The sequence below is a fragment of the Allobosea sp. 67-29 genome (genome assembly GCF_001898115.1).
Taxonomy (GTDB): Bacteria; Pseudomonadota; Alphaproteobacteria; order Rhizobiales; family Beijerinckiaceae; genus Allobosea.
The window spans coordinates 174,785-200,295 of sequence record NZ_MKSQ01000007.1; the positions used below are offsets into that span (position 1 = coordinate 174,785).

The window sequence follows — 25,511 nt, forward strand, 5'->3', positions numbered from 1 at the left end:
CGTGAATCAAGGGCATTTCATCACGCTCGAGGGCGGGGAGGGCGCCGGCAAGTCGACGCTGGCGCGGGCTCTGTCGCGGCGGCTGCGCGAGGGTGGCGCCAGCGTCGTGACGACGCGCGAGCCCGGCGGATCGCCCAAGGCGGAAGCGATCCGCGAGGCGATTCTGGCCGGCCGCATCAAATCGTTCGGTCCGTTCGCGGAGGCCCTGATGTTCTCCGCGGCGCGCATCGATCATATCGATCGGCTCATCAAGCCGGCGCTGGCCGAGGGCAATTGGGTGATCTGCGATCGCTTCATCGATTCCACCCGCGTCTATCAGGGTGTGCTCGGCCAAATCGATCCCGGTCTGCTCGCCGAGCTGGAGCAGGCCACGATCGACGGGCTGATGCCGGAGCTGACGCTGATCCTCGATCTCGATCCCCGCATCGGCCTCGCCCGCGCCGCGGCGCGGCGTCGCCCCGGCGAGAGCGTCGACCGTTTCGAAGGCGAGACGCTGGCGTTCCATCGCAAGCTGCGCGAGGCTTATCTCGGGATTGCCAAGCGGGAGCCGGGCCGCTGCGTCGTGCTCGATGCGGGCCAGCCGCCCGAGGCGCTGGCGGATGCCGCATGGTCGGCGGTGAACGAGCGTCTGACAAGGCGGGACAGCTGATGCGCGAGACGAGCGACGAACCCGACCGGCTGCCGATCGCCCCGCACCCCCGTGAGACGCTGGCGCTCGTCGGCCACGCTGCGCAGGAGCGTGCCTTCCTCGATGCCTTGCGCGGCGGGCGGATGCATCACGCCTGGCTCCTGGGCGGGCCGCAGGGCGTCGGCAAGGCGACCTTCGCCTACCGCGCCGCCCGCTTCATGCTCGCGGCCGGCGACCCGCTGCGGAGGGCGGCGGGCAGCGACAGCCTCGCCATGCCGGAAAGCGATCCGGCGACGCGGCGCGTCATCGCCCGCTCGCATCCGGACCTGCATCTTCTTCGGCGCAGCCTGAAGCCCGACGGCAAGAGTTACACCAGCAACATTCCCGTCGATGCGGCGCGGCGCGTCATCGATCGCTTCGGCGCGAGCGCGGCCGAAGGCGGCTGGCGCGTCTGTATCGTCGACTCCGCCGAGGACATGGACCGGCCGACCGCCAATGCGCTGCTGAAGCTGCTCGAGGAGCCGCCGCCGCGCGCTCTGTTCCTGATCGTCGCGCATGCGCCGGGCCGGCTGCTGCCGACGATCCGCTCGCGTTGTCGCCTCCTCGGCTTCGAGCCGCTGACCGCGGATGATGTGGTGGCGGCCGGGCGCACGGCCCTGGAGCGCATGGACGCGCCTTTCGACCTATCCGCCCTGGAGCGGGCAGCCTCGCTCGCCGAGGGCTCGGTGAGGCGCGCGCTCACCTATGTCGACCCCGAAACCCTGGCCTTGGTCGAGAGCGTCAGGGCCCGGCTCGATGCGCTGCCTCGGATCGACCTCGGCGCCGTGCTGGCCCTTGCCGAGGATGTCGCCGGCAAGGCCGGCGAGCGTGACTTCGCCGTGATGATCGAGACGGTCCAGGGCTGGCTCTCCGACCATCTTCATGCCCATGCTGCGGCGCAACCGGCGCGCCTTGCACCGCTGGCGGAGGTATGGGAAAAGCTGGAGCGTTCGGCGCGCGAGGTCGAGACCTACAATCTCGACCGACGCCCGCTGGTGATGTCGATGTTTCATGATCTGTCGGCTGCGGTTTCCCGCTCGCGCGCAGCGTGAAGCGAAGCTCTCGGACAGACGATGGCCACGGCCCCGAAATTCTACCTGACGACCGCGATCCACTACACCAACGGGCCGCCGCATATCGGCCACGCCTACGAGATGGTGGCGGCGGACGCGATCGCCCGCTTCAAGCGGCTCGACGGCTACGACGTCTTCGCCATGACCGGCACCGACGAGCACGGCCAGAAGGTCGCGCGCACGGCGGCCCAGAACGGCCTGTCGCCGAAGGAGTTCGTCGATAAGATCGCCGGGCGCTTCCAGGAGATGGAGCGCTCGCTCGGCTGCTCCTTCGACCGCTTCATCCGCACCACGGACACCGACCATCTGCCCTCGACGCAGGAGCTCTGGCGGCGGATGGAGGCCAATGGCGACATCTATCTCGCCAAATATTCCGGCTGGTACTCGGTGCGGGACGAAGCCTTCTACGGCGAGGAGGAGACGACCCTCCAGCCCGATGGCACGCGCCTGGGCGGGCAGGGCACTCCTGTCGAGTGGATCGAGGAGGAGAGCTACTTCTTCCGCCTCGCCAAATACCAGGACGCGCTGCTGAAGCTTTATGAAGACGTCCCGGACTTCATTTCGCCGGAGACGCGGAGGAACGAGATCGTGTCCTTCGTGAAGGGCGGGCTCGAAGATCTCTCGATCAGCCGCACGACCTTTGACTGGGGTCTTCCCGTGCCGGGCGACCCGAAGCACGTCATGTATGTCTGGGTCGATGCGCTCAACAACTACCTGACCGGAACGGGTTTTCCCGATCCGCAGAGCCCCCGCGCGCATTATTGGCCGGCCGATGTCCACATCATCGGCAAGGATATCGTGCGCTTCCACGCGGTCTACTGGCCGGCCTTCCTGATGTCGGCCGGTCTGCCACTGCCCAAGCGCGTCTTCGGCCACGGCTTCCTGCTCAACAAGGGCGCCAAGATGTCGAAGTCGCTTGGCAATGTCGTCGACCCCTTCGACCTCACCGCGACCTATGGCGTCGACCAGTTGCGCTATTTCTTCCTGCGCGAGGTCTCCTTCGGCCAGGACGGCAATTACAGCCACGACGCCATCGTCGGCCGGATCAACGCCGATCTCGCCAATGATCTCGGCAATCTGGCGCAGCGCTCGCTCTCGATGATCGCCAAGAACTGCGAGGGCAGGGTGCCTGCGCCCGGTACGCTGACGGAAGCCGACGAGGCCATGCTCGCCATGGCAGACGGCGCGCTCGTCAGGGCGCGTGCGGCGATGCAGGATTTCGCGCTACACACGGTGTTGGCCGAGATCTGGGCGGTGGTGGCGGAAGCCAACCGCTATTTCGCCGGCAACGAGCCTTGGCGCCTGACCAAGAGCGACCCTGCCCGCCGCGATACGGTGCTCTATGTCACGATCGAGGTGATCCGGCAGGTCTCGATCCTGGTGCAGCCGGTGATGCCGGTGGCGGCCGGCAAGCTGCTCGACCTGCTCGCCATCGCCTCCGAGGCACGCAGCTTCGCTTCCCTTGGCAACGCCGGACGTCTGGCGAGCGGCGCGCCGCTGCCGGCGCCAAGCGCGGTCTTTCCGCGCTATGTCGAGCCCGAAGACGGTCAGGCCGCGTGATGCTGATCGATACGCATTGCCATCTCGACTTCCCGGATTTCGCCGAGGACCTGCCGGCCTATGTGGCGCGGGCCGAGGCCGCCGGGGTCGGCCGGATGGTGACGATCTCGACACGGGTTGCTCGCTTTGCCGATTATGCCGCGATCGCCGAGCGCTTTCCGTCGGTCTGGTTCTCCGTCGGCACGCATCCGCATCAGGCGCATGAGGAGCTCGACGTCACCGCCGAGCGCCTCGTCGACTTGTCGCGTCACCCGCGCTGCGTCGCCATCGGCGAAGCCGGGCTCGACTATCACTACGACTCGAGCCCGCGCGAGGCGCAGGCACAAGGCTTGCGAACCCATATCGCCGCTGCCCGGATCACGCAGCTGCCATTGGTGATCCATTCGCGCGAAGCCGACGACGACATGGCCGCGATCCTGCGCGAGGAGATGGGGAAGGGCGCCTTCCCTGCCATTCTGCACTGCTTCACCGCCGGCGAGGCGCTGGCGATGACCGGTGTCGAACTCGGCCTGTATGTTTCGTTCTCCGGTATCCTGACATTCAAGACCTCGGAAAACCTGCGCCGCATAGCGCGCATGGTCCCGCGCGAGCGCCTGCTGGTCGAGACGGATGCGCCTTATCTTGCGCCTGTACCGTTCAGAGGAAAACGTAACGAACCCTCTTACGTCGTTGAAACCGCGAAGGTCCTTGCCGATGCGATCGGCCTCTCGTTCGACGAGGCGGCGCGGATGACGACGGAAAACGCACGACGCTGCTACTGGAAGATGGACCACGCCGCACCGGTGGCGCAGGTCGCCTGAACCGGCGATGGCGCTGACGGTCACGATCCTCGGGTGCGGCTCTTCCGGCGGTGTACCGCGGCCGGGCTCCGGCTGGGGGGCCTGCGACCCGACAGATTCCCGCAATCGGCGGCGGCGCTGCTCGATCTTGGTGGAGCGCTCGGGCCCTAACGGCACGACCCGCGTTCTGGTCGACACCACGCCGGACCTGCGCGAGCAATTGCTGTCGGCCGAGGTGCCGGCGCTCGATGGCGTGCTGATGACGCACGCTCATGCCGACCATACCCACGGCATCGACGACCTTCGCGCGCTGGTCCTGCATATGCGCCGGCGCATTCGCCTCTATGCGGACACGCCGACGCAAGAAGCGCTGCGCACACGTTTCGGCTATCTCTTCGAGACGCCGCCCGGCAGCTATTATCCGCCGATCCTGGACATGGACGAGATCAATGCCGGCCATGCCCAGACGATCGAGGGCGCCGGCGGACCGATCGATGCATTGCCGTTCCGGGTCGAGCATGGTCCGAACTACGAGGCGCTCGGTTTCCGCTTCGGCGATCTGGCCTATCTGCCGGATGTCAGCCTGATCCCGCCGGCGGCAATGGAGACGATGGCCGGGCTCGACACGCTGATCCTCGACTGCCTGCGCGAGACCCCGCATCCGAGCCATTTCCATCTGGCCGAGTCGCTGGAGGCGATTGCGCTGCTGAAGCCGAGACGCGCCGTCCTCACGAACCTCCACGTCGATCTGGATTATCGCAGCCTTTCCAACCGCTTGCCGGACGACATCGAAGTGGCGTTCGACGGCATGGTCATCCGGGCGAAGGGCTGACAGCGTCACGTCCATTCGATCTGCGTCTTCATTTAAGTTCCATAATATGTCTTATGCGAATCGAATATTGCCGCACCGGCGGTGCGCGCCGCGCCGTCCTCGCCTGCGCAGGCGTCTGTATCCGGAAGGCTTGGCGGCATCGTAGGCTTGCGCGCTGCGCGCTAGCGGTCCGCCTGCGCCGAGTCGACCTCCTGGAGTGAACGCATGTCCCTCGACCCTGCCCTGCGCGACCGCATCCTCGCCGCCGTGGATGCGGGCTTCGACGAGCAGATCAGATATACCCAGGACCTGGTCCGCTTCGCTTCGACGCGTGGGCAGGAGCAGGCCGTGCAGGACTTCGTCTTCCGCGCCATGAAGGAGCGCGGCTACGCCATGGATCGCTTCGCGATGGACAGGGAGGCGATCGCCGCGCATCCCGGCGGCGCGCCGTTCTCGGATACGCATTCCCAGGCACCGATCGTCGTCGGCATTCACCGCCCACGTGTCGAGAAAGGCCGCTCGCTCATCCTGCAGGCACATGTCGACGTGGTCCCTGCCGGCCCGCGCGATCAGTGGACGCATGCGCCGTTCGACCCGGTGATCGAGGGCGACTGGATGTACGGCCGCGGCAGCGCCGACATGAAGGCGGGGGCCGGCGCGAACCTGTTCTGCCTCGACGCATTGAAACGTATCGGCTTGCAGCCGGCGGCGACGGTGTATGTCCAGTCGGTGGTGGAGGAGGAATCAACCGGCAACGGCGCGCTGATGACGCATCTGCGCGGCTATCGCGCCGATGCGGCACTGATCCCGGAACCCGAGCAGGAAATGCTGGCCCGGGCCAATATCGGCGTGCTCTGGTTCCAGTTCGAGGTTCGCGGCGTGCCGGCGCATGTGCGCGAGATGGGCACGGGCGCGAACGCGATCGATGCCGCCTACCGGATCGTCGCCGCGCTGCGCGGGCTGGAAGCCGAACTCAACGCCGAGAAGGTCGGTCGCCGTCATTTCGAGGATGAACCGCACCCGCTCAATCTGAATATCGGCAAGATCGAGGGCGGCGACTGGGCCTCCTCCGTGCCCTGCTGGTGCAAGGTCGATTGCCGCATCGGCCTCTATCCCGGCGTCACCGCGCAGGAGATCGCCCAGCGGGTCGAGGATTGCATCCGTGCAGCGTCGCGGAGCGACTCCTTCCTCGCCAACAACCCGCCGAAGGTGACCTTCAACGGGTTCTGGGCCGAAGGTTACGTGCTCGAGCCCGGGAGCGAGGCGGAGGCTGTGCTCGGACGGGCGCATGAGGCGGCCATCGGCAAGCCGCTGCGCTCCTTCATGACGGCCGCCTATCTGGATGCCCGTGTCTACGCGCTCTACGACCGGATTCCGGCGCTCTGCTACGGCCCGTCCGGCGAAGGCATCCATGCCTTCGACGAACGCGTCAGCCTGGCTTCGGTCAAGCGCATTACCGGCGCCATGGCGCTGTTCATCGCGGAATGGTGCGGGTTGGAGAGCGCCGACAGCTGAGCGCGTCAGTCCGCCGCCACATGGATGGCTGGCCGCCGGCCGTCGTTCCAGCGCCCCTCCAGCGCGCGCTCGACCTGGGCCGCCAGCTGAAGCAGCAGGCCGTCATTGGCTTGTCGCGCCTGTGCCTGGATGCCGAAAGGCAATCCGTTCTCCTGCCGGCCCATCGGCATCGATAGCGCGGGAATCCCGCACAGATTGGACAAGGGCGTATAGGCGAAGAACCGCCAGAGATTGCCGAACCAGTCGAGCACGTCGGGATTGTCGCTGGTCGTCAGATAGTCGCGGGTGCCGATCTTCGGTGTCGGCAAGGCGGTGATCGGCGTCAGGATGACGTCCCATGTCTCGAAGAAGGCTCCGAAGCCGCGCGCCGTGCTGTTGAACACCGCCTGCATCCGGTAACGCTCGGCATAGGACATGTCCCTGCCCGCTTCCCAGATCCGGATATTCATCGGCTCGATCAGCTCTTCCGGCGGTCTGGCCAAGCCCCGCGCTTCGAGCAAACCGGCAATGACCTGCGCAAAATTGCTGATATAGCAGGTCGTCTGCGCCGCGAAAGCGGCCCTGAGGTCGACATCCGGCAACGCCCAGTCGACGTGGTGGCCGAGCTCCGCGAGGAACCGCCCTGCCCGTTCCAGCTCGGACACGATGGCGGGCGTCGCGCGATAGTCCCCCCATTCGTGCGACAGGGCGATGCGCAACGGCGGAGGATCGCGCCGGATCAGCGTGGAATAAGGCTCCGGGGCGGCCCAGTACGGCATGAACTCGCCCGGAGCGCCGCCGCGGCACGCGTCGACGAAGGCGGCGGTGTCGCGCACGCTGCGGCTCTGGCAACCCTGCGTCGAGACATAGCCGGTGATGTCCGACAGGCCAGGCGCGATCGAGAAGACGCCGCGGGACGCCTTGAGCCCGATATTGCCGTTGAAACCGGCGGGAATCCTGATCGAGCCGCCGCCATCGGTGGCATGCGACAGCGGCAGGACGCCTGCCGCTACCACCGCCGCCGTGCCGGCGGACGAGCCGCAGGTGGTGTAGTCGGTGTTCCAGGGATTGCGGGTGATGTAGACGGCGGGATTCTCGGCGGAGCTGCAGACGCCGAATTCCGGCGTGGTCGTCCGGCCCATCAGGTTGAGACCGGCCTTGCGCATCCGTCCGGTCAGCCAGGCGTCGGCGGCCGGGCGGTTGCCGCGCATGAACAGCGAACCCTGCTCCTGCAGTCTTCCTTTCAGCGTCGGGCCGAGATCCTTCATCAGGAAGGGCACCCCGGCGAACGGGCCTGACGGGTCGAGCCCGTCCCCGAGCGGATCGGACACGACGTCCTCGAAGATCTCGACCACGGCGCTGAGCGCCGGATTGGTCCGCGCGATGCCGGCCGCAGCTTGCCGCGCGAGTTCCGTGGGCGTCAGTTCCCCGTTGCGCACACGCGCGGCCAGGCCGGTCGCGTCATGGGAGCTCCACTCCTCCCAGCTCATTGCCAAGGTCATGCCGATGCCCTCATCCGCGGCTCGCTCCGAAGCGTCGGTTCAGCCTTCGCCGGTCGCGAAATCGCGGCCGGGGGCGGCCTCGATCAGGCTGCGGGTATAGGCGTGGGCCGGGGCGGCGAAGACATCCGCGGTGCGGCCCTGTTCCACCACCCTGCCCTTTTCCATCACCACCAGGCGGTCGCAGATCTGGGCGGCGACGCGCAGGTCGTGGGTGATGAACAGGATGGCGAGATCGAAGCGTTTCTGAACATCGTCGAGCAGGGCGAGCACCTGCTTCTGCACCGAGACGTCCAGCGCCGAGACGGCCTCGTCGGCGATCAGAATCTCCGGCTCCATCGCCAGCGCGCGCGCGATCGCGATGCGTTGGCGCTGGCCGCCTGAGAACTGGTGCGGATAGCGCGCCAGAGCCGAGGGCTGCAGGCCGACGAGCTCCATCAGTTCGCGAGCGCGAGCGAGCGCGACCGACCGGCTCTGGCCGAAATTGACGGGGCCTTCGATGATCGACTCGCCCACCTTGCGCCGTGGATTGAGCGAGCGGAAGGGATCCTGGAACACCACCTGGATCTTGCGCCTGTAAGGCCGCAGGCGGCGCTCGGAGAGCCGCGCGATGTCGATGTCCGGCACCAGGATCTGACCTTCGCTCGGCGGCATCAGCCGCGCGACGCAGCGTGCCACCGTGGTCTTTCCCGAGCCGGACTCGCCGACGATCCCGACCGTCTCGCCACGGCGCACGCGGATGCCGACACCGGCGGCGGCCGCAACCACGCGCTCCTTGCTGAACAGCCCGCCGGAACGGTAGGTCTTGCCGAGCCCGGTGGTCTCCAGGGCCATCGGCCCCGCCGGTTCGGGCCGTTGCGCAGGCTTCAGCACCGGCACAGCCGCGATCAGCATGCGCGTATAGGGGTGCTTCGGCTGTCGCAGCACCTGCGCCGCAGGCCCCTGCTCGACCACGCGCCCCTTTTCCATCACCACCACCCGATCGGCGATCTCGGATACGACGCCGAAATCATGGGTGATGAACAGCACGCCCGTGCCGCGCCGCTCCTGCATCTCCTTGATGAGCTTGAGGATCTGCGCCTGCGTCGTGACGTCGAGCGCGGTCGTCGGCTCGTCGGCGATCAGCAGTGCGGGGTCGAGGATCAGGGCCGCCGCGATCATCACGCGCTGGCGCTGGCCGCCGGAGATCTGGTGCGGATAGGAGGCGTGCATGCGCTCGGGATCGGGCAGGCGCATCGCTTCGAGCATGGCGAGCACCCGGGCACGGCGCTGCGGCTGGTCGAGATCGGTGTGAATGCGCAGCACCTCCTCGATCTGGTCGCCAATCGTCAGCACGGGGTTGAGCGCGGTCATCGGCTCCTGGAAGATCATCGCCATGCGGTCGCCTCGCAGGGCGCGCAAGCGCTGGGGCGAAGCGGCGAGCAGATCCTCACCTTCCAGCCGGATCGCTCCCGCCACGGGCTTCAGCACTTTCGCCAGCAGTCCCATCACCGAGAATGCCGTAACCGACTTTCCCGAGCCGGACTCGCCGACCACGCAGACGATCTCCCCCCTGCCGACGCTGAGCGAGACGTCCTCGACCGCATGCGGCCTGTCGCCGCCGCCAGGCAGCGCGATGGTGAGGCCCGAGACCTCCAGCACAGGATCCGTTTCGACGCTCATCGGCCGGCCATCTTCGGATCGAGCGTGTCACGCAGGCCGTCGCCCAGGATGTTCACGGCGAGCACCGTCAGTCCCAGGAAGATGCCGGGGTAGAGGATGTTGTGCGGAAACACGCGAAAGAGATTGCGCCCCTCGGCCATGATGTTGCCCCAGCTCGGCGTCTCCGGCGGGATGCCGATGCCGAGGAAGGAAAGGATAGCCTCGACGAGTATGGCGGAAGCCGCGATGAAGGTGCCCTGCACGATCAGCGGTGCGGTGGTGTTCGGCAGGATGTGGCGCACCATCAGCTTGGGCAGGCGTGTGCCGGCCATGATCGCGGCCTCGACATAGGGCTCCTCGCGCACCGAGAGGACGATCGATCGCACCAGCCGGACGACGCGCGGGATCTCGGGCACGATGATCGCGACGATGACGGCGAGCAGCCCCGCCCGGAACAGCGAGACCACGGCGATGGCGAGCAGGATGCCCGGGATCGCCATCAACCCGTCCATCACGCGCATGATCGGCCCGTCGAGAATGCGTACATAGCCGGCCAGAAGGCCGATGACGAGGCCGATCGCGATGCTGGCGATGGCAACCGCGAGTGCGATCACCAGCGAGATGCGCGCGCCGTAGACCACCCGGCTGTAGACGTCGCGGCCGAGGGAATCGGTCCCCATCCGGTGGGTGAAGGTCGAGCTTGCGCCGTCCTCCGCGCGGATGGTCCGTTCGAAGCCCGGCTTCTTGTTGCGCGCGACCGGGTTGATCGCGGTCGGGTCGATGGTGCCGAGCTGCGGGGCGAGCAGCCCGATCAGCGTCATCAGCACGAGCACGGAGCCGCCGATGAGCACGGAGATATTGGTCAGGAGCCGGCGCAGGACGCCCCGGCCCGAGGAGGCGGGTTCATCGGCGACCGGCGCCAGCAGGGTCGGCTCGGCGCTCAATAGCGGATCCTCGGGTCGAACAGGCTGTAGGTCAGGTCGATCAGCAGGTTGATCCCGACATAGATGCCGGAGAACAGCAGGATCACGGCCTGGATCGTCGGGTAGTCGCGCGCCAGCACGGCATCGACAGTGAGGCGGCCGAGGCCGGGTATCGCGAAGACGCTCTCGGTCACCACGACGCCGCCGATCAGCAGGGCGATGCCGATGCCGACCACCGTGACGATCGGCACGGCGGCGTTCTTCAGCGCGTGGCGGAACAGGATCTTGCGCTCGACCTGCCCCTTGGCGCGCGCGGTGCGGATGTAGTCCTCGTTCAGCACTTCGAGCACGCTTGCCCGCGTCATCCGCGCGATCAGCGCGACATAGATCACCGAGAGCGTCAGCGAAGGCAGGACGAGCCGCTGCAGATACCCGCCGAAGCCGGCCGAGATCGGCTGGTAGCCCTGCACCGGAAACCATCCCAGGGTGATCGCGAAGAGATAGATCAGCATGTAGCCGATCACGAAGACCGGGACCGAGAAGCCCAGCACCGAGAAGCCCATCACGATGCGGTCGATCCAGGAGCCGTGCTTGTAGGCGGCGAGCACGCCGAGCGGGATCGCGACGCAGATCGCGATCAGCATGGTCGCGAAGGCGAGCGACAGCGTCGGCTCGATGCGCCCGAGGATGAGCTCCGAGATCGGCTTCTTGAAGAAGAAGGATTCGCCGAGATTGCCCGAGAGCAGGTTCTTCGCCCAGATCGTGAACTGGGCGAGGATCGGCTGATCGAGTCCGAGCCGGTTGCGCACCAGCGCGATCTGCTCGGAGCTGGCATTGTCGCCGGCGATGACCGCCGCGGGATCGCCCGGCGTCAGCCGCAGCATCAGGAAGACCAGCACGGCGACGATCACCAGGACCGGGATCGCCGCCAGCAGGCGCCGCAGAATATAGCCCGGCATCAGGCCAGGTTCCGGCGAGGAAGGAGCCGCATCCGCCTCACTTCTTCTCGACGTTCCAGAAGACCGGCGCCGGCGCCGTCAGGATGCCGGTGATGTTCTTGCGGGTCGCGATCGGCACGTTGTACTGGCCGAGATGGACATGGGTGACGACTTCGCGCCAGCGCATCTGCACCGCTTCCGCGATCGCCTTCTGCTTGGCCGGATCGGGCTCGCGCGCGAAGTCGTCGCGCAGCTTCTCCATTTCAGCGTCGCAGGGCCAGCCGAAGGCCGCCTTGTCGCAGCTGGCATTGAAGAAGCCGGCCATGACCGGGTTCAGGATATCGGCCGAGACCCAGGAGGTCTGCATCAGGTTCCAGCCGCCCTTGTCGATCGGATCCTTGCGGACGCGCCGGGAAACGACCGTCTGCCAGTCGGAGGACTGCATGTCGACCTTGAAGCCGCCCTTCTCGAGCAACTGCTTGGCAACCGGACCGAGATTCGTCAGCGACTGCAGGTCGGTCGAATGCAGCAGCACCACCGGCTTGCCGTCATAGCCGGCCTCCTTCAGTAGCTCTTGGGATTTCTTGAAGTTCGACTCGAGCAGCCCGTCCATGCCCTTTTCCGAGGCGAGCGGCGAGCCGCAGACGAACATCGCCTTACAGACCTGATAATACTCGGGGTTGCCGACGGTCGCTTCGAGGAAGTCCTTCTGGTTCAGCGCGTAGGTCACCGCCTGTCGCACCTTCGGATTGTCGAAGGGAGGCTGGGTGTGATTGAAGCGCATCGTGTACTGCAGCCCGAGCGGGTTGTAGTTCCACAGCTTGATGTTGCTGTCGTCCTTGAGCAGCGGGATCAGGTCGAAGGCCGGCTGCTCGATCATGTCGATCTCGCCTGCCAGCAGCGCGTTGACGGCCTGCTGCTGGTCCGTCACCGCCAGCCATTCGATGCGGTCGATCTTGGCGACCTTGCCGCCGGCCAGGCCCGAGGCGGGCTCGGCGCGGGGCTTGTAGTCCTTGAACTTGGTGTAGACGATCTTGTCGCCGGGTTTCCATTCGTCCTGCTTCAGAACGAATGGCCCCGAGCCGATGAATTCCGAGATTTGCGTGTTGGGGTCCGTTTCCGCCACCCGCTTCGGCATCATGAACGGCACGTTCGACGACGGCTTGCCGAGCCCGAAGATCAGCAGGCCGGTCGGCGATTTCAACTTTACGGTGAAACTCTTGGCGTCGTCGGCCGTGATGGCGTCGACGAAGGTCATCAGCTTCTGGCCGACAGGATCCTTGGCCGACCAGCGCTTGATCGAGGCGATGCAGTCCTCGGAGGTGACGGGCTTGCCGTCATGCCAGAGCAGGCCGTCGCGGAGCGTGAACTTGTAGGTCAGCTTGTCGGGCGACTCCGTATAGGTGTCGACCATCTGCGGCTTGATCTCGCCCTTCTCGTCCATCGAGAACAGCGTGTCGTAGATCATGTAGCCGTGGTTGCGGACGATATAGGCGGTCGTCCAGATCGGATCGACGATCTTCACGTCGGAATGCATGACGACCTTCATCGTCGTCTCGGCCTGCGCCGGGCCGGCCTGGGCCAGCATCGTGCCGGCAAGCAGCATTCCCGCCGTGATGGTCTTCAAACGCGACAACATCCTGTGATCTCCCCTCTGGCCGTTCCGGCGCCCGTTCTGTGTGATCGTGATGCGAATGCGTCCTGATGTGCGATTGTTCGTCCCGACCTGCCTTTGTCGATCCCTGTCCGCCCGGATGCAGGCGCCGTGCCATGAAGGAGCGAGGCTCCTTTAAGCAACCCCGCCTTGTCAACCGCCGGTCAATTCGCGAGGCGCGCGAGCAGCCCCGCCATGAGCCTGATCCGGCGCGGCAGGCTGTCGATCTCGATGTGTTCTTCCAGCGTGTGATAGCCGGCACCGAGAAGGCCGAGCCCGTCGAGCGACGGAATGCCGGCCGCGCCGGTGAAATTGGCATCGGAACCGCCACCGGCGGAGGCGTGGCCGAGGTCCCACCCCAGCTCATTGGCGATGTCCCGGGCGAGGCCGTACAGCGCCATGGTCCCCTCATCGGGCTCCCAGACCGGGCGGGTGACGCCGCGCGTCACCGCGAAGCCGGTTCCGTCCGCGTCGCGATAGCTCAGCGCGAGCATGCGTTCGACGCCGCGGTCCAGGTCAGCCTGCCGTTTCGCCATGCTCAGGGCCTCGGCTCTGCACGAGGTCGCGACGCAGTTCACCCAGCGCCCGCCCTCGATGACGCCGACCGAGAAGGTGCAGTCCTCCCCGGTCATCTCCTCGATGGCGATGAGCTGTCGTGCCATCATGTTGATCGCCGAGCGCCCGTCCCTGAGGCGGGAGCCGGCATGGCTCGGACGCCCCTGCGCCAGCAGATTGAAGCGCGCGATCGCGTAGCGGCCGGTCACCACGCCGTCCCCCGGCTGCCCCGGCTCGGGCACCAGCACGAAGCGGTCGCGGCGCGCCTGCTCCATGATGATCCCGCGCGTGCCGGGGCTGCCGATCTCCTCGTCGCTGGTGTAGAGCACGCTCACCGGAAGCGGCGTCTCGATGCCTGCCTTCGCCAGGGCAATGATGGCCTGCAGCGCCGCATAGGCGCCGCCCTTCATGTCGAGGATGCCGGGACCGTAGCAGCGCGAGCCGTCGCGCCGGAACGGCAGCTTCGCCAATGTCCCTACCGGATGGACCGTGTCGAGATGCGACATCACCAGGATGCCGGGCTCGCCGCGTCGCGGGTGCGGGAAATCTCCGCGCACGCAATCGCCGAGCCCGGACGGCCCGGGAATGCGCGTGATCGTCGCCCCCGCCGCTGCGGTTGCGGCCGCGGCGAGGTCCATCATGCGGTTCACTGCGGCGGCGTCGAAGGTCGGGCTCTCGCACTCGATCCAGGGGCGCAGGCCGGCGAGCAGCTCGTCCGTGTCGAGCGGCAGGTTCTCGAGATTCATCGGGGCGTCCCTCACCCGGCCGCACGCGTCTCGACGATGCGCGCCAGCAGGCTGGCGCCGACCGGCAAAATGCCGTCGTCGAGCACATAGGCCGGGTTGTGCACCGGCACGTCGCCGGCATGGCCGACCCAGGCATAGGCGCCCGGCACGACCCGCAGCATGTCGGCGAAGTCTTCGCTGCCCATCATCGCCTTCGGCTCCGTCAGGACGTTGGGCGTGCCGACGATCTCGGCTGCGACCTCCGCCATCGCCTGCGCCGGAATGTCGTGGTTGACCAGCACGTTGAAGATATTGCGGATATCGACGTCGATGGAGACGCCGAAGGTCGCTGCCGTCCCGGCCGCGATCTCGCGCATCCGCTGGCGCACCAGCTCGCCTGTCTCCTCGGTGAAGGTCCGGATCGTGCCCGCGAGCACCGCCTCTTCGGGAATGACGTTATAGGCCGAGCCGGCATGGATCTGGGTGATCGAGAGCACGGCCGCCTCGCGCGGATCGGCATTGCGGCTGACGATGGTCTGGAGCGCGGCGGTGAGGCTCATCGCCGCCATGACGGGGTCGCGCCCCATATGCGGCATGGCTCCATGGCTGCCCTTGCCGGTGATCCGGATATCGAAGAAGTCGGCGCCCGCCATGGCAGCGCCCGGAAAGACCGAGATCTGGCCCGGATCGAGATTGGGGGCGTTGTGCAGGCCGTAGATTTCGTCGCAGGGGAAGCGCCCGAACAGGTCTTCCGCGATCATCCGGCGCGCGCCGCCGAGCCCCTCCTCCGCCGGCTGGAACACGAAGATCGCCGTGCCGTTGAAACCGCGATTCTCGGCGAGGTAGCGCGCGGCACCCAGCAGCATCGTGGTATGCCCGTCATGGCCGCAGGCATGCATCTTGCCCGCCACCGTCGAGCGCCACGGCAGGTTGGTGATCTCCTGGATCGGCAGCGCGTCCATGTCCGCCCGCAGGCCGATCCGCCTGCCTGGCCCGCCCTCGCCTTTCAGCACGCCGACGACGCCGGTCGTGCCGATCCCGGTATGCACCTCGACGCCCCAACTCCGCAGCTTGTCGGCGACGATGCCGGCAGTGCGGACCTCCTCGAAACCGATTTCCGGATGGGCGTGGAGGTCGCGCCGGATCGCGGTGAGGTCGTTCTTGAAGGCATCTATCTGCGGCAGGACAGGCATCGGGTCTCCAGGCGATTGAAGGCGCGGGCAGGATCTCAGGCGAAAGGCGCGCCGAGCGGCGCGGTGCGCACGCCCGGCCGCAGGCGGCGCCACGGCAGGGCGGACGGATCGACCGGCATGGGGCCCGGGGCGGCGCAGACCAGGATGGTCTCGGCGATCGGCTCGAAATCGGCACGGAAATGCACCGAGCTCTTGTTGACCAGGATGGCCTGCTCCTCCGGCTGGACACCGACCTGCCGGTACATCGCGCGGTCGGCCATCTGCGCCTTGCGCGAGCCGACGACGATGCGCACGCCGCCGATGCGCAGGCAGGCACTGGGGCCGAGGTTCATCCGCGAGCCGCCATAGAAAGGGCCCGGCGCGACGAAGCGGCCGTCCGACAGCTTCTCGACGATGAAACTCGCCTCCAGCGGAACGTCACCGGGGATGCCGGATTTGGCGCCGAGCGAGAGCGTGACGGTGGCGCCCTCGCCTGCGGCATGGGCCGCCGCTGCGGCTTCGGGATCGACGATCACCCCGATCGCGGCCCGGTCCGCACCGTTGCGGACGAGCGCGTTGGCCATGCCCATCGTGTCCGAATCGCCACCGGCGCCGGGGTTGTCCTGCGTGTCGGAGATCACCACCGGGCGGGTGGCCGAAAGAGCCAGGCGCATCGCCTCGCGCACGCCGCCATCGGGATCGAAGACCTTGCCCTTGAAGGCGGCCTCGCTCGCCGTCACCCGCCCGGCCACGGCGTCGGCCGCTGCATCCGCCTCGGCCTGCGTGGCGCCATAGGCCACCACGGTGGGGCCGCAATCCGGGAAATCAGCTGCCGGGAAACCGGGCAGGAAGGACAGGCTGGGTACGCGCTCGCCTTCGAGGGAGGCGAGCTCGGCATAGATCGTCCGGCAGGGCTCCATTGCCGTGGCCTGCCAGGCGATCGGAATGAGATAGGGAATCTGGCGGAACGCTTTGGCCGGACGCTTGCCGGTCCCCAGAAGCCCGGCGAGAGCCTGGGCGGCGCGTGAACCGGTCTGCGCCATGTCGACATGGGGGTAGGTGCGATAGGCGACCAGCACGTCGGCCGCCTCCACCATCAGCGGCGTGACATTGCCGTGCAGGTCGATGCTGGCGACGAGCGGGACGTCCGGCCCGATCGCCGCCCGCACGCGGCGCAGGATCTCGCCCTCCCCGTCATCGAAGTTCTCGCTCACCATCGCGCCGTGCAGGTCCAGGTAGACCCCGTCGGCCGGCAGCGCCGCGCCGATGCGTTCGACCAGTTCGCTCGTCAGCGTCTCGAAGGCCTCGACCGTGACATGGGCGGAGGGGCTGGCGGCACACCACAGCGTCGGTACGGCCTCCCAGCCCCGCTCGCGAGCCGTCTCGACGAAACCGGCGGCTCCGACATTGACGTTCCGCACCGCCTCGAAGATCGCCGCGCCGCGGGCCAGCGGCGGCCAGCCGCCCCCTTGCACGAAAGCATCCATGCCCGCCTTGCTTGGCGCGAAGGTGTTGGTCTCGTGCAGGAAACCACCGAAGACGATGCGAGGCGACATCAACAGCTCCGTTTGCCTGCAGCGAGGTAACCATGCCGCGGCGCGCACTCCAAGGCGGAAATTTCAGCCCCGCTGCCCAGAGCTTGGACTTTCGGCGGCGCTTCCGGCAGGTCTTGGGCGCGGAACTGCACGTGTCAGGCGGGCGACCGGGCCGGCTCCGTTGCCCGCGACCGGCCGGCGTCCTAGCCGTGTCCGAGCGCGGGCATGCCCATCGGCCGCGCCAGCCTTGCCTGCGCGGTCAGGCGAATCCCGGCATTCGCGGCGCCGTAGCCGGCATAGCCGTCGCGCTGGACGATCTCGAAGAACAGGCCGCCATCGAGCGTCTGCGTATAGGCTTGCCGGAAATGGCCGCCGGCATCGCTGTCGTGGAGGATGTTGAGCGCCTTCAGCCGGTCGATCTCGTCGGGCGAGAGGTCCGACCGCGCTTCGAGGTCGTCATAATAATTCTCGGGGATCGGCAGCATCGCGACGCCGTTCGCGACGAGCCGCTTCACCGTCTTCTCGATATCGTCCGTGGCGAAGGCGATGTGCTGCACGCCCGAGCCGAAGAAATCCGTGATGAAGCGGGCCGACAGTGTCCTATGGCTCTGCGAACCGTTGAGGATGAGGCGCAACCCCTGCCCCGTGGCGACGTCGAGGCCGCTTTCGATGACCTGGCTCTGCACCACCCCGCCGGGGTCGAGCACGGCCTGGCTCGGCGCCTTTCTGGTGTCGAACAGCGAGGAGTAGAACAGCAGCCAGGTCAGCATCTCCTCGTACTGCATGCTCTGGGAGATATGGTCGACGCCGGTCAGGCCCGCATCGGCGCCGGCTTCACCGGTGGCCGCGAAATCGACATCGGACCAGCGGCCCAGCGCCGAGGATCGATCGAGGAAATAGACCAGGCTGCCGCCGAGGCCGCGCACGGCGGGAATGTCGAGCTCGCCCGGCCTCACGGCGCCCGCATGCGGCACATCGAGCAGCGCCGTGGCCCGTTGGACCGCAGCCTGCGCATCCGGCACGCGCAGCGCCAGGGCGCAGACCGAGGTGCCATGGGTGATCTGGTAGCTGTGGGCGAAACCATCGGCCTCGCTGTTGAGCACGATCCGGATATCGCCTTGGCTCCAGAGATCGACGTCTTTCGAGCGATGCGCGCCCGTCCGGCTAAATCCGAGCGCCCGGAGCAGCTTCTCGAAAGCCGGCCGCTCCACCTCGGAGGTGGCGAACTCGATGAATTCCACCGCTTCGACCGGGCCGGGTGCCGGCATCGGCACCGCTCCGGGCACAGGTCTGGCCGTTTGCCGCGCGGTCTCGTCGAGCAGCCAGATCAGCGAGCGGTGCCCGTCCAGTGCCACCGAGCGCGCCGAGCCGGCCCGAAACCGGTCATTGAAGATTTCGAGCGACAGCACGCCGTCATAGCCGGTCGCGACGAGGGCCCGCATGAATCCCGCGAGGTCGAGGTCGCCCTGCCCCGGCAGGCAGCGCCAGTGCCGGCTCCAGGACAGCAGGTCCATCTGCAGCAGCGGCGCATCGGCCATCTGGACCATCGCGATCCTGTCGCGCGGGATCGCGCCGATGGCGGACAGATCGAGCTTGCGGGAGAGAACATGGAAGGAATCGAGCACGATCCCGACTTCCGGGCGGTTCGCCCGGCGGACGATCTCCCAGGCGTCGCGATAGTCGAAGACGTGCCGGCCCCAGGCCAGCGCCTCGTAGCCGACCTTGAGTCCGCGCCGCCCGGCCCGCTCGCCGAGTTCGGCGAAATCGGCCGCGAGCCGGTCGATGCCCGACAGCGCCTCCGGCGAGGTGTTGGAGCAGACGAACAGCAGGTCCGTGCCCAACTCCTCGAGGAGATCGAACTTGCGCTCGGCCCGGTCGAAGACGCGCTGACGGCGGCCCTCCGGCATCCCCTCGAAATCACGAAAGGGCTGGCAGGTAACGATTCGCAAGCCGAGATCGGCACAGATGCGCCTGATCTCGGCTGGCGAGCCTGGAAAGGCGATCAGGTCGTTCTCGAAGATCTCCACCGCGGTGAAGCCGGCGGCGGCGATGGCTTCGAGCTTTTCCTGCAGCGTTCCCGAAACGCAGACCGTGGCGATCGACGGAATCACGGAACGCCTCCCTGACGCTTCAGGCGGCTTCGGCGAGGGCCGGCGCGACGGTAAACGGCGCCGCGGTCTTGGCCTTGACCTCGTCGAGCGTGACGTCGGGCGCCAGCTCGATCAGCGTCAACCCGCCGCCATTGGCCTTGTCGCAAGCCATCACGCAGAGATCGGTGATGATCAGGTCGACCACGCCTGCGCCGGTCAATGGCAGCGAGCAGCGCTCCAGCACTTTGGACTCGCCATGCTTGTTGGCGTGATCCATCACGACGATGACCTTCTTGACACCGGCCACGAGGTCCATCGCGCCACCCATGCCCTTCACCATCTTGCCGGGAATGGTCCAGTTGGCGATGTCGCCGTTCGCCGCCACTTCCATGGCGCCGAGAATGGTCAAGTCGATATGGCCGCCGCGGATCATCGCGAACGAATCGGCCGAGGAGAAGAAGCTCGAGCTCGGCAGGATCGTGATCGTCTGCTTGCCGGCATTGATCAGGTCCGGATCGGCCTCGCCCTCATAGGGAAAGGGGCCGATGCCGAGCAGGCCGTTCTCGGATTGAAGCGTCACGTCGACGCCCTCGGGAATGTAGTTGGCCACCAGCGTCGGGATGCCGATGCCGAGATTGACGTAGAAGCCGTCCTTCAGTTCCTTGGCGGCGCGGGCGGCCACCTCCTCGCGGGTCCAGGCCATCAGGCTGCCTCCCTCTTGCGCTCGGTCAGCTTCTCGATGCGCTTCTCGTTGATCGTGCTCTTGATGACGCGGTCGACATAGATGCCCGGCGTGTGGATCGCCTCCGGATCGAGCGAACCGACCGGGACGATCTCCTCGACTTCGGCCACGGTCACCTTGCCGGCGGTCGCCATGTTCGGATTGAAGTTCCGCGCGGTCTTCCGGTAGACGAGATTGCCGGCGGTATCGGCCTTCCAGGCCTTGACGATGGCGACATCGGCCCGCAGCCAGGTCTCGCGGACATAGAGCTGCCCTTCGAATTCCTCGACCGGCTTGCCCTCAGCCACGACCGTGCCGACGCCGGTCTTGGTGTAGAAGGCCGGTATGCCGGCGCCGCCGGCGCGGATGCGCTCGGCGAGTGTTCCCTGCGGGTTCAGCTCGAGTTCCAGCTCGCCAGCGAGATATTGCTGCTCGAACAGCTTGTTCTCGCCGACATAGGACGCGATCATCTTCTTGATCTGGCGGCTCTGCAGCAGCATCCACAGGCCGAAGCCGTCGGCACCGGCATTGTTCGAGATCACGGTCAGGTTCTTCACCCCGGAATCGCGGATTTCGGGAATCAGGCTCTCCGGATTGCCGGACAGGCCGAAGCCGCCGGACATGATCGTCATGCCGTCGAAGAGCAGCCCGTCCAAAGCGGCCTTGGGCCCTTCATAGATCTTGTTCGTCATCCATCCCTCGTCAGTGTCGTGGACTTGCCGCCGATGGTGGCAGTCTAGCCTGTCTTCTCAGGCCCGTTCCAGCGCGATCGCAATGCCCTGGCCGACACCGATGCACATGGTCGCGAGTGCGCGCTGCTTGCCCGTCAGCGACAATTCGAGCGCTGCCGTGCCGGCGATGCGGGCGCCCGACATGCCCAGCGGATGGCCGAGCGCGATGGCGCCGCCGTTCGGGTTCACGAACTCGGCATCCTCCGCGATTCCCAAATCGCGCAACACCGCGATGCCCTGTGAGGCGAAGGCCTCGTTGAGCTCGACGATATCGAAGTCCGTCGGCTTGATGCCCAGACGCTCGCAGAGCTTGCGGGTCGCCGGGATCGGGCCCAGGCCCATCACGCGCGGCGCGACGCCCCCCGCCGCACCGCCGACGACCCGCGCCAGCGGCGTCAGGCCATACTTCTTCGCAGCCTTCTCGGAGGCGATGATGAGCGCCGCCGCGCCGTCGTTGACTCCCGACGCATTGCCGGCGGTGACGGTGCCGCCTTCCTTCCTGAAGGGCGTCGGCAGCTTGGCGAGCTTCTCCAGCGTCGTGTCGCCGCGCGGGTGCTCGTCGATGGCGACGACGATCGGATCGCCTTTTCGTTGCGGGATCGTGACCGGCACGATTTCCCTGGCGAGCCGGCCGTTCTGCTGGGCAGCGACCGCCTTCTGCTGCGAGCGCACCGCGAAAGCGTCCTGATCGGCGCGGGTGATGTTGCAGTCGGCGGCCACGTTCTCGCCGGTTTCCGGCATGGAATCAACGCCGTATTGCTTTTTCATCAAAGGATTGATGAAGCGCCACCCGATCGTGGTATCGTGAATCTCGGCATGGCGCGAGAAAGCGCTTTCGGCCTTGGGCAGCACGAAGGGCGCGCGCGACATGCTCTCGACGCCGCCTGCGATCATCAGCTCCGCCTCGCCAGCCTTGATCGCGCGGGCGGCGGTGATGACCGCGTCCATCCCTGAGCCGCAGAGCCGGTTGATCGTCGTGCCCGGCACCTCCTTGGGCAGGCCGGCGAGCAGCAGCGACATGCGTGCGACGTTGCGGTTGTCCTCGCCCGCCTGGTTGGCGCAGCCGAAGATCACGTCGTCGACAGCGCCAAAGTCGACCTGCGCGTGCCGCTCCATCAGCGCCTTCAGCGGAACGGCGCCGAGATCGTCGGCCCGGACCGCGGACAGCGAGCCGCCGAAACGGCCGATGGGCGTGCGGACATAGGCACAGATGAAGGCTTCGCTCATGCGTCGATACTCTGCTCGCTGTTCGGATTGGAAAGCGGCCGGAGGCCGCCTTCAGTTTCGTGCTTGTCGCATGGCGGTCACGCGAACCGCTATCCCCTTCGCGCGACGATGCTCTCAGATGTCGAAGAAGACAGTCTCGTTCTCGCCCTGCAGACGGATATCGAAGGTGTAGACCGCCTTGCCGTCCTCGTCGCTGCGCGTCGCGATCAGCGTCGGGACACGGACGCGATGCTCGATCCGGCCGAGGATCGGGTCGGCCGCATTGGCCTTGTCCTCGTCGCCGAAATAAAGCCGCGTGTGCAGGCCGATATTGATACCCCGCGCCACGATCCAGAAGGTGATGTGCGGCGCCATCGGCCTGCCGTCGAAATACGGAACGACTCCGGGCTTCACCGTCTCGAAGCGATAGACGCCGGTGGTGCCGTCGACCGGCTGGCGGAACCAGCCGGGGAAATGCGGATCGGCCTCGCCGCGGTGTTCGCCCTGGCCGGGATAGAACCCTTGGGCGTCGGCCTGCCAGATCTCGACCAGCGCATCCTTGATCGGCGTGCCCGAGCCGTCGAAGATCCGGCCGGTGACGACGATCCGCTCCCCCTTTGCCTCCGCAGGCAGCGGCAGCGAGCCGAGATCATGCGGATAGATGCCCTCGATGCCGGAGAAGTTCGGCGTCGCGCCGATATGGATATAGGGACCCGCCGTCTGCGACGGGCTTTCCTTGAGGCGGCGCAGAGACTGGACCATCAGTTGCCCTCCATCCGGTTCTCGAACAGCGTCGAGCGCCGGCCACGCAACACGATATCGAACTTGTAGGCCATCGTGTCCATGGGCAGCGTATTCTCGCGGTCGAGCGCCGCGACGAGCCGCTCCACCGCCTCGCGGCTCGGGATGCCCATCACGATCGGGCACTGCCAGATCATCGGGTCGCCCTCGAAATACATCTGGGTGATCAGGCGCTGCGCGAAGGCGTGGCCGAAGACCGAGAAATGAATATGGGCCGGGCGCCAGTCGTTGACGCCGTTCGGCCACGGATACGGGCCCGGCTTGATCGTGCGGAACCAGTAGCGGCCCTCGTCATCGGTGATGGTGCGCCCGCAGCCGCCGAAATTCGGGTCGATGGCGGCGAGATAGCTTTCCTTCTTGTGGCGATAGCGCCCACCCGCATTCGCCTGCCAGAACTCGACCAGCGCTCCCCGCACCGGGCGCGCATCCTCGTCGAGCACCTGGCCATGCACGATGATGCGCGGGCCGATTGGCTCACCGGTCTGCACGTAGTTGAGGATCAGGTCGTTATCGAGTGGGCCCAGCGTATTGTGTCCGAAGACCGGGCCGGTCATCTCCGACAGCGTGTTGCCGAGCGACAGCAGCGCGTTCTTCGGCGAGCGCAGCACCGAGGTCTTGTAGTCGGGCGTGAAGGCCGGCGGATGCCAGTTCCGGTCACGCTGGTAGAACGAGCCGCCCTGATGGCTCGAATTTTCATTGCGCATCGCGGCGCCTCCCTCGATCGGACCCTGTCTCGTCGCACCACGTCAGCTTGCGGCGACACCGATCCATTGTTCTTGATCTTGCTCAAGTCGCGCCTGCCCGCCGCTTTCGCGGGAGTTGCAGGCCTGAGCGGGCGGTTCAGCCCGCCTGCTCGTCCTTCATCTCGGCATAGGCCGCCTTGGCGATCTTGAAGGCATGATTGGCGGCCGGTACGCCGGCATAGATCGCGACATGCAGCAACGCTTCCTTGATGTCGTCCATGCTGGCGCCGGTGTTGCGCGTTGCCCGGACGTGCATCGCGACTTCGTCGTGATGGCCCAGCGCGGCGAGCAGTGCGATCGTCAGCATCGAACGCTCGCGCTTGCTGATCGTGTCGCGCGACCAGACCGTGCCCCAGGCGCTTTCGGTAATCAGCCGCTGAAAGTCGTCCGTGAACGGATCGGTGTTGGCGACGGCGGCGTCGACATAGCGCTCGCCCAGCACCGAGCGGCGGGTCGCCATCCCCTGAGCATACCGGTCCTTTGCGTCAGCCACGTCCGTGCTTCTCCAGATGGCGGGTTATTAGCGCGAGTAACCGGCCGGGCTGCTCCACCGGCGGAATGTGCCCGCACCCTTCGATCAACGCGAAGCTCGCCCCCGGAATGCGCTCCGCCATCGCCCGCACGAGGTCGGGCGGGGTCGAGAGATCGCCATCGCCGACGACGGCGAGGGTCGGTACGGCGATGGAGGCGCTCGTCTCCGTCAGATCGGCCACACTCAGCGCCTCGCAGGTCGCGATATAGCCGTCAGCGGGCTGGCGAAGCAGCGCGTTGCGCCAGCCGGCGAGATCGTCCGGACGCTCGCGGTGGAAGGCAGGCGTGAACCAGCGCTCCATCACCGGATCGGCGATGGCGGCGAGCCCACCCGCTCGGACGGCCGTGATCCGCGCATTCCAGCTCTCGGCGGAGCCGACCTTCGGAGCGGTATCTGCCAGCACCAGCGCAGCCAATCGCTCAGGCGCCCGGACGGCCATGTCCTGCCCGATCAGCCCGCCGATCGAGAGGCCGACCAGCGAAAATCGCGGCAGGCCAACATGATCGGCGAGAGCGATCAGATCGTTCGTGAAGTCCGAAATCGCGTAGGGGCCAGGCGGCACCTCGGACAGGCCATGCCCGCGCTTGTCGTAGACGATCACTCGCCAGGCGCGGGAAAGGGCCGCGGCGACCTCCTCCCAGATGCGGAAATCCGTGCCGAGCGAATTGACCAGGACCACGGCCGGCGCCTCGCGCGGGCCGCTCTCGCGCCAATGCACCAGCCTGCCGTCGATATGCGTGAAAGCCATGGAAGACGTCTTACCCCGGATACGGCCCCATCATGAGCGATTTGGAAGCTCGTGTTAAATGGCATTGTTGCAGGTCGGCATAACCCCTGAGTTATTTTAGTTGATGGCCGAGCGTCCATCGGGCTCCGGCTGGTTATGCTCGACACCGGCAGCATCGGGCTGCGGAGCGAGCTGCGTGCCGCCGCAGACATGGATGACATCGCCGGTGATGAAGCTCGCCCGCGGCGAGGCCAGGAAGGCGATGGCCCCGGCGACGTCCTCCGCCGTGCCGAGCCGGCCGAGCGGCGACATCTTGCGGAAGGAGGCCGCGAGCCCGGCGTTCTCCGTGACGATCTTCTCGTTGAACGGGGTGTTGAGAAAACTGGGTGCGACCGCGTTGACGCGGATATTGTCCGGGCCGAGTTGGACGGCGAGCACGCGAGTGAGCCCGATCAGCCCCGATTTGCTGGAGGTGTAGGCGACGCCCGTCCCGGCGAGATAGACGCGCGAGGCAACGTTGACGATGCTGCCGCCACCGCTCTGCTTCATCAATGGCCGAGCCGCCTGGGCAAGCAGCATCGGCACCGTCAGATTGAGCGCCAGCACTGCGTTCCAGACCGCGACATCGATCGTGTCGATGCGCGGCGCACCGGTCATGCCGGCGTTGTTGACGAGGCAATCGAGCCCGCCGAAGCGCTCCGCCACGCGCGCGATCAGGCGCTGGCAGGCGCCATCCGCGAGCAGGTCCACCGCTTCGACGACGGCTGCTCCGCCATCGCGAACGATCTCGTCGCAGATGGCTTGCGTCCGCTCGGCGGCGCGGTCGGCGAGCACGATGCGGAAGCCGTCCTCCGCCAGCATCCGGGCAGCCGCGGCGCCCACGGCACCCGCACCACCGGTCACGAGGGCAACCTTCATCGTCCGATCCTCACCG

Annotated in this window: 23 protein-coding genes; 6 read left to right on the forward strand and 17 right to left on the reverse strand. The window is 67.0% G+C overall.

Translation table 11 applies throughout. The annotated features are described in order from the left end of the window. Nucleotide 1 precedes the first annotated feature (1 nt). The 6 genes from tmk to BGO20_RS04575 all read left to right on the forward strand — a co-directional run bounded on the left by tmk (nt 2) and on the right by BGO20_RS04575 (nt 6,405). Complete coding sequence (gene tmk, locus BGO20_RS04550) at nt 2-649, forward strand: dTMP kinase (RefSeq protein WP_291662331.1); 648 nt, start codon at nt 2-4, stop codon at nt 647-649. Then, nucleotides 649-1,719: a DNA polymerase III subunit delta' gene (locus BGO20_RS04555; protein ID WP_291662328.1), complete on the forward strand. Its 1,071-nt coding sequence runs from the start codon at nt 649-651 to the stop codon at nt 1,717-1,719. The genes tmk and BGO20_RS04555 overlap by 1 nt, the downstream gene beginning before the upstream one ends. Before the next feature lie 21 nt (nt 1,720-1,740). Next, a complete protein-coding gene (gene metG, locus BGO20_RS04560) occupies nt 1,741-3,300 on the forward strand; it encodes a methionine--tRNA ligase (RefSeq protein WP_291662327.1) in 1,560 nt (519 codons plus the stop codon). Next, nucleotides 3,300-4,100 carry a TatD family hydrolase gene (locus tag BGO20_RS04565; RefSeq protein WP_291662600.1) on the forward strand — a complete coding sequence of 267 codons (801 nt, stop codon included), beginning with the start codon at nt 3,300-3,302 and terminating at the stop codon, nt 4,098-4,100. Before metG ends, BGO20_RS04565 begins: the two co-directional genes overlap by 1 nt. A gap of 7 nt (nt 4,101-4,107) precedes the next feature. Beyond that, nucleotides 4,108-4,911 (forward strand): MBL fold metallo-hydrolase, encoded by an 804-nt coding sequence (locus BGO20_RS04570; protein ID WP_291662325.1) that lies wholly within the window; start codon nt 4,108-4,110, stop codon nt 4,909-4,911. Between the two features lie 204 nt (nt 4,912-5,115). Continuing rightward, entirely contained in the window at nt 5,116-6,405 is a 1,290-nt protein-coding gene (locus BGO20_RS04575; RefSeq protein ID WP_291662323.1) for an ArgE/DapE family deacylase, read from the forward strand. Nucleotides 6,406-6,410: 5 nt separating this feature from the next. Here the strand turns inward: BGO20_RS04575 and BGO20_RS04580 are convergent, their stop codons facing one another. From BGO20_RS04580 to BGO20_RS04660, 17 genes are all read right to left on the reverse strand, one after another. After that, on the reverse strand, nt 6,411-7,886 hold the full coding sequence (locus BGO20_RS04580) for an amidase (RefSeq protein ID WP_291662321.1): 1,476 nt from the start codon (nt 7,884-7,886) through the stop codon (nt 6,411-6,413). A gap of 39 nt (nt 7,887-7,925) precedes the next feature. Beyond that, on the reverse strand, nt 7,926-9,545 hold the full coding sequence (locus tag BGO20_RS04585; RefSeq protein WP_291662319.1) for an ABC transporter ATP-binding protein: 1,620 nt from the start codon (nt 9,543-9,545) through the stop codon (nt 7,926-7,928). Next, a complete protein-coding gene (locus BGO20_RS04590; protein WP_291662317.1) occupies nt 9,542-10,468 on the reverse strand; it encodes an ABC transporter permease in 927 nt (308 codons plus the stop codon). The genes BGO20_RS04585 and BGO20_RS04590 overlap by 4 nt, the downstream gene beginning before the upstream one ends. Then, the gene (locus tag BGO20_RS04595; protein ID WP_291662316.1) at nt 10,465-11,406 is read right to left on the reverse strand and encodes an ABC transporter permease; all 942 of its coding nucleotides are present in this window, start codon (nt 11,404-11,406) and stop codon (nt 10,465-10,467) included. The genes BGO20_RS04590 and BGO20_RS04595 overlap by 4 nt, the downstream gene beginning before the upstream one ends. Before the next feature lie 37 nt (nt 11,407-11,443). Continuing rightward, nucleotides 11,444-13,024, reverse strand: coding sequence for an ABC transporter substrate-binding protein (locus tag BGO20_RS04600; RefSeq protein ID WP_291662315.1), 1,581 nt, complete (start codon nt 13,022-13,024; stop codon nt 11,444-11,446). Nucleotides 13,025-13,203: 179 nt separating this feature from the next. Beyond that, a complete protein-coding gene (locus BGO20_RS04605; protein WP_291662314.1) occupies nt 13,204-14,340 on the reverse strand; it encodes a M20/M25/M40 family metallo-hydrolase in 1,137 nt (378 codons plus the stop codon). Nucleotides 14,341-14,351: 11 nt separating this feature from the next. Then, nucleotides 14,352-15,512 carry a M20 aminoacylase family protein gene (locus BGO20_RS04610; protein ID WP_291662313.1) on the reverse strand — a complete coding sequence of 387 codons (1,161 nt, stop codon included), beginning with the start codon at nt 15,510-15,512 and terminating at the stop codon, nt 14,352-14,354. A gap of 35 nt (nt 15,513-15,547) precedes the next feature. Continuing rightward, complete coding sequence (locus BGO20_RS04615; RefSeq protein ID WP_291662311.1) at nt 15,548-17,047, reverse strand: M81 family metallopeptidase; 1,500 nt, start codon at nt 17,045-17,047, stop codon at nt 15,548-15,550. Between the two features lie 182 nt (nt 17,048-17,229). After that, the gene (locus BGO20_RS04620; protein WP_291662310.1) at nt 17,230-19,137 is read right to left on the reverse strand and encodes a bifunctional sugar phosphate isomerase/epimerase/4-hydroxyphenylpyruvate dioxygenase family protein; all 1,908 of its coding nucleotides are present in this window, start codon (nt 19,135-19,137) and stop codon (nt 17,230-17,232) included. Nucleotides 19,138-19,156: 19 nt separating this feature from the next. After that, complete coding sequence (locus tag BGO20_RS04625) at nt 19,157-19,819, reverse strand: 3-oxoacid CoA-transferase subunit B (RefSeq protein WP_291662309.1); 663 nt, start codon at nt 19,817-19,819, stop codon at nt 19,157-19,159. Further along, nucleotides 19,819-20,529, reverse strand: coding sequence for a CoA transferase subunit A (locus BGO20_RS04630; protein WP_291662308.1), 711 nt, complete (start codon nt 20,527-20,529; stop codon nt 19,819-19,821). Before BGO20_RS04630 ends, BGO20_RS04625 begins: the two co-directional genes overlap by 1 nt. A gap of 57 nt (nt 20,530-20,586) precedes the next feature. Then, nucleotides 20,587-21,795 (reverse strand): 3-oxoadipyl-CoA thiolase, encoded by a 1,209-nt coding sequence (gene pcaF / locus BGO20_RS04635; RefSeq protein WP_291662306.1) that lies wholly within the window; start codon nt 21,793-21,795, stop codon nt 20,587-20,589. A gap of 114 nt (nt 21,796-21,909) precedes the next feature. Then, on the reverse strand, nt 21,910-22,536 hold the full coding sequence (gene pcaG / locus BGO20_RS04640) for a protocatechuate 3,4-dioxygenase subunit alpha (RefSeq protein WP_291662305.1): 627 nt from the start codon (nt 22,534-22,536) through the stop codon (nt 21,910-21,912). Beyond that, complete coding sequence (gene pcaH / locus BGO20_RS04645; protein WP_291662304.1) at nt 22,536-23,279, reverse strand: protocatechuate 3,4-dioxygenase subunit beta; 744 nt, start codon at nt 23,277-23,279, stop codon at nt 22,536-22,538. The genes pcaG and pcaH overlap by 1 nt, the downstream gene beginning before the upstream one ends. Before the next feature lie 136 nt (nt 23,280-23,415). Further along, on the reverse strand, nt 23,416-23,811 hold the full coding sequence (pcaC, locus tag BGO20_RS04650; protein ID WP_291662302.1) for a 4-carboxymuconolactone decarboxylase: 396 nt from the start codon (nt 23,809-23,811) through the stop codon (nt 23,416-23,418). Next, nucleotides 23,804-24,598: a 3-oxoadipate enol-lactonase gene (gene pcaD, locus BGO20_RS04655; protein WP_291662301.1), complete on the reverse strand. Its 795-nt coding sequence runs from the start codon at nt 24,596-24,598 to the stop codon at nt 23,804-23,806. The genes pcaC and pcaD overlap by 8 nt, the downstream gene beginning before the upstream one ends. A 96-nt stretch (nt 24,599-24,694) precedes the next feature. Further along, nucleotides 24,695-25,495 (reverse strand): SDR family NAD(P)-dependent oxidoreductase, encoded by an 801-nt coding sequence (locus BGO20_RS04660; protein WP_291662300.1) that lies wholly within the window; start codon nt 25,493-25,495, stop codon nt 24,695-24,697. Nucleotides 25,496-25,511: the final 16 nt, after the last annotated feature.